2 protein-coding genes and 1 pseudogene are annotated in these 4667 nt (G+C 42.8%); 2 read left to right on the top strand and 1 reads right to left on the bottom strand.

The window, feature by feature from the left end:
• Positions 1-293: 293 nt before the first annotated feature.
• Positions 294-749: pseudogene (locus VE944_RS20120) on the bottom strand (nSTAND1 domain-containing NTPase); the annotation flags it as partial.
• Positions 750-1392: 643 nt separating this feature from the next.
• On the opposite strand from VE944_RS20120, the gene VE944_RS20115 reads away from it, so the two are divergent.
• Both VE944_RS20115 and VE944_RS20110 read left to right on the top strand, forming a co-directional pair.
• A complete protein-coding gene (locus tag VE944_RS20115) occupies positions 1393-2700 on the top strand; it encodes a mannosyltransferase family protein (protein WP_324980858.1) in 1308 nt (435 codons plus the stop codon).
• 29 nt (positions 2701-2729) lie between these two features.
• Positions 2730-4661, top strand: a complete 1932-nt coding sequence (locus VE944_RS20110; RefSeq protein WP_324980855.1) for a DMT family transporter — start codon at positions 2730-2732, stop codon at positions 4659-4661.
• Positions 4662-4667: the final 6 nt, after the last annotated feature.

Below are 4667 nucleotides of genomic sequence, written 5' to 3'. Positions count from 1 at the left end.
TTCAATACTGCTCGGTTAAGAGTCGATCTCCCTAACCCCCCTTAAAAAGGCAGGGCTGTTTCATTCCCTAAAAGATGTAAATTGAAGAAAGAGACAAGGGGACAAGGGGACAAGGGGAGGAAATCAGATGGGGATTCAGACCCCACCTGATTCAAGTCCACCAAAAAGTGGTGGGGGTCTTAAACCCTTGGGCGTTGCCGCACGACTTGGGGATGGGAAGACAATTCCCCAAGTCTCCTTGTCTCCCCATCCCCAAGTCCTCTTCGATAACAAGCGTCGAGGGGATGAAAACAATGGATGTAATCTACCCGCAGCGATAAGATAACTTTCACCGATAGAACATTCAGACACTCTCCCAGAAACTCAAAGAATTGCTTGCTTTGTGCAGGTTCGGTGTAAACAAAGAAAAATTCCTCAAATTGATCAAAAATTAACACCGTGCGGAGGTTGCGCTGTTCGTTTTCTTTAAGTTTAGATATTAAATATTGCGGAGTTCCGAGTTCTGAGGCTGAACGTTGACCTTCTGAGGCTCGACTTTGACCTTCTGAGGCTCGACGTTGACCTTCTGAGGCTCGACTTTGATTTTCTAATCCTCCCTCATCTCCCTCATCCTTCACCCTGCGGGAAGCTAAAGCTACATCCCCCTTATCTCTCCCCAAAAGCCTCCACAACTCTTCCACCCAGTTGGTGTTAACACGCATTACTACCGACAAATAATCTTGAGTACCGATCGCTTTATTCTTCAAAGCTGCATCTTTGCATCTAAATTATAGAACCGATTTGACATCTAAGAAGGTGCAGCAAGCCTCTTAACCATCAACCGAATAAAACAAAGATTTACCTTGGTAGTGGCTGTCTTCTAAAGTTCTCTCAAAGTTCTTGACGAGGATTTTGCATCTTTCCATCCAAGCATTTTGCTACGGTATGCTTTACTCATTTGCCCACAGGGTGCTGGTTTCTACAAATTTCAGCATACGCCCTGTGAGCTTTCTTACAGTAGCTACCCACTTTAAACAATTCGCAATTCGCAATTCGCAATTACGTTTTGAGATGGGGATTTAAACCCCAACTCAAAACAAGCAATTCCCTTTGGGGATGGGGAATTAACCCCTACACTTTGTTTAAAACATCTTCTAAAATACGCCCTAAAGCTGCTCAATTTCCATACAACTAGACAAAGTTTGTATTTATAAATAGTATATTTTAAAGATAAATTCCGAGACAATTGTCAAAAGTCCCCAAATAGGAAATAATTTCAATTAATTACTAATCTGTCCAGTTTTTTAATTATGTTGTTGGAAGATTTAATATGCAAAATGTTACTCATAAATTGCTGTCTTGCAGCTATATGTAAAAAAATGCATAAAGGAGTTTGTTGAAGCACTCAAGCTTATGGTTAAAGTTCAGATAGTTATAAAAAAAGTTTTATGGAAAAATGATTTCCTGTTTCCAGCAGCAATATGGCTTGCCAGCCGAATCTTCATCTGGACTGCTATGTTGCTGGTTGCGCCAAAACTACCGTTACCAACAGAAGAATTTTTGCCCCATTTTGGCTGGGGGTTTGTTGATGCATGGGATAGTATGCATTACCGAACGATCGCTACTTCTGGATATGAATTTGTTAATGACGGCAAACAACACAATCTGGCCTTTTTTCCCCTGTTTCCCTTAAGCATTTGGGTTTTGATGAAACTCGGCTTGCCGTTTGAATTAGCAGGTACGTTAGTCAACAACTTAGCATTTTTCGCAGCCCTTTACTGTTTGTACTTTTGGATTAAAGAGAATTATGGCATCAATGCAGCCCAGTGGACGACTGCTGTAGTTTCTTTGTATCCATCTTCCATGTTTACGGGAGTGATTTACACAGAGGGGCTGTATTTGTTTTTGAGTACATCGGCTTTGCGGTCGTTTGATAAAAAGCAGTATGGCTGGACTGCGCTTTGGGGCGCGATGGCGACAGCAACACGTCCTACAGGTATGGCACTAATTCCAGCATTTGCGATCGCAGCGTGGAAAGAACGCCGACCACCCATTGCCTATATAGCTGGTTTTACTACCGCTATTGGCATACTTCTATTTAGTTTGTATTGTGCGATTTATTTTGGCAATCCTTTAGCTTTTATCGAAGCACAACGGGGATGGCGACCAACTTTGGGATTTGATTGGCAGGGTTGGTTAAATATGCTCATGCAAATTGTAGTCGGCACAAATAATTGGCAATTTGGTTGGGTTCAAAACCCCTCTGGCGGCATTCAAGACCCCTGGTATCTCTTATTGTTTGGTGCGATCGTTGCCAGTGGCTATCTTTTATGGCGTTTCCGTCAACGTTTTAGTTCTGTAAAATTATTTTATGGCTTTTATGCTTTACTCTTATTTTTGTTGATTCTGGCAAGTGAAGAGTGGATCAATAGCTTACTCAACTTATTCATGGTCTTGGGTGGTGGCTATGTGTTGTGGCGCTTACACACGCAGTTGACCGCAGTTACAGTTATTTATGGCTTTTGCGGTATTGGTTTGCTGTTAGCTTCTGGAGGTACTATCTCTTTGAGCCGCCTAGCTTATGGTATTGTGCCTCTGAATATAGCCATTGGTTTGCTGTTATCTCGCCATCCTCGTCAGGGATATTTAATATTGGGCGCTTTTGTGACACTATTAGCCAAAATAGCTGTAGGGTTTGCCCAAGAGCGCTGGGTTGGTTAGAGGGTTTGACCATATATTTAAATTTCCTAATGAATGTATCCAATCAAACGAAGATAGCGATCGCTTCATTACTTGTAGGTGTAGGTGCAATTTCTTTTGGCTCTATTTTTATGAAATTGAGCGAAATGGAACTCAGCCCTAGTGCCACTGTATTTAATCGCTTTTGGCTTGCTAGTGTGGTCTTCTTGGTATGGCATGGATACAAAGCAATACGGCAGCGATTCTCCTTAGAAAAACCTGGAGAACAGCAAACCTACACCAGTCAGGATCTGTATCTATTACTAGGCGCTGGTATTCTTTGGGCTGCCACTTTAGTCTTCTTGGCTTGGTCGCTGACTCAAACTAGCGTTGCGATTTCTAGTGTGTTGCATAACCTTGCTCCTATATTTACTAGCTTAGGGGTGTGGCTGTTATTTCGTCAGGCTTTTGAGAGCCAGTTCCTGATTGGGATGGCCATTGCCCTTGGCGGAGCGATCGCTATAGAATTTGAGGAACTGCAAATCGCCACAGACGAAGTTCAAGGAGGCTTTGCTGCGATCGTTTCTGCGGTTTTCTTGAGTGGATACCTGCTAATCGTAGAAAAATTACGAACTAAATTTTCTCCCGCCACAATCCAGTTGTGGATCAGTGCGATCGCGGCTTTAGCCATCTTCCCCATACTTTTGTTCACTCAAGATCAGGTTTTTCCCTCTACAGTCAGTGGGTGGCTTTGGGTGATTTCCCTAGCCCTGATCTGCCAAGTTTTAGGTCATGGGCTTTTGACCTATAGCCTTGCCAAGTTTTCCTCTGTAGTTGTCTCCTTGGTGCATCTATTAGAGCCATTATTTAGCGGCATTTTCGCTCTTGTAATATTTTCGGAAAAATTAACTTTCTCAAATTGGGTAGGTTTTGCTGTAGTTTTAATGGGTTTATACTTAGCCATATCTAGCCAAGCTGCTGTTAATTTCCCGTTTCAGGAATCAGTCAAAACTATAGTTAACACTTTCGTTAAAAGTATGACGACCAAACTGTTGTTACTAAAGCAACAATTCTCCGAAACACCAGCTTTACTAGGAGCTATCTCATTATTTGTTGCCCTAATTCCCATATCTTTGGCACCATCTCTAGCAAAATTGTGCCAACAAGAAATTGGTGCAAATGCTGTAGGATTTCATCGCAGTTGGATTGCCGCAGTCGTCTTTGCGCTGTGGAATGGACTTGAGGCTTTGCGCCGCCAACAACCCGATCATCAACCTATAGAACAGAAGCCTTTTACAAAAAAGGATGTATGGCTGTTATTGGCAATGGGAAGTGCTGCAACGACCTCCCTGTTGTTGTGGGCTTGGTCGCTGAGTCAAACTAGCGTTGCTAACGTAGCTTTACTGTCTAATTTAAATCCCTTATTCGTTGCTGCGGCTGGATATCTGTTATTAGGCCGGCGCTTCGATAACAGATTTGTTATTGGTATGGTGATAGCGTTGGGGGGAGCGATCGCCTTTGAACTTCATAACATACAATTTGCAACTGACCAAATACTTGGTGATGCGCTAGCATTTCTAACCGCAGTTTTTATTGCCACCTATTTGCTGCTGATAGAACAACTGCAAACCCGATTTACTACCGCAACCATAATGCTCTGGCGTTGTGGTGTGACTACAATGTTTCTGTTGCCTATTCTCCCATTCATCGAAGAGAGATTGTTTCCCTATTCTTGGATGGGGTGGTTTTTCATCATTTTTCAAGCTCTTTTCTGCCAAGTGTTGGGTCAGGGACTTTTGACTTATAGCCTCAGCAGACTCTCGTCAGGCGTCGTCGCCGTTACCCTTCTCCTCAATCCAGTTTTGGCTTCCATTTTCGCTTGGTTCATTTTTTCAGAACAAGTAGGTTTGTTTGACTGGATGACTTTTGCCGTCGTTTTAGTGGGTATCTATCTAGCCCAATCTAGCCAATCTATTGTTCAAGTAACGAACGAAGGCTCATAGTAGCAT

The sequence above is a fragment of the Nostoc sp. genome (assembly GCF_035638895.1).
GTDB lineage: Bacteria > Cyanobacteriota > Cyanobacteriia > Cyanobacteriales > Nostocaceae > Nostoc.
The sequence above is the reverse complement of the archived record's forward strand: the minus strand, read 5'-3'. Positions and strand labels throughout refer to the sequence as shown.

Excerpts from the sequence above, each read along its gene's own strand:
- VE944_RS20115 (WP_324980858.1), top strand. The coding sequence starts at position 1,393 with ATGGTTAAAGTTCAGATAGTTATAAAAAAAGTTTTATGGAAAAATGAT.
- VE944_RS20110 (WP_324980855.1), top strand. The coding sequence starts at position 2,730 with ATGAATGTATCCAATCAAACGAAGATAGCGATCGCTTCATTACTTGTA.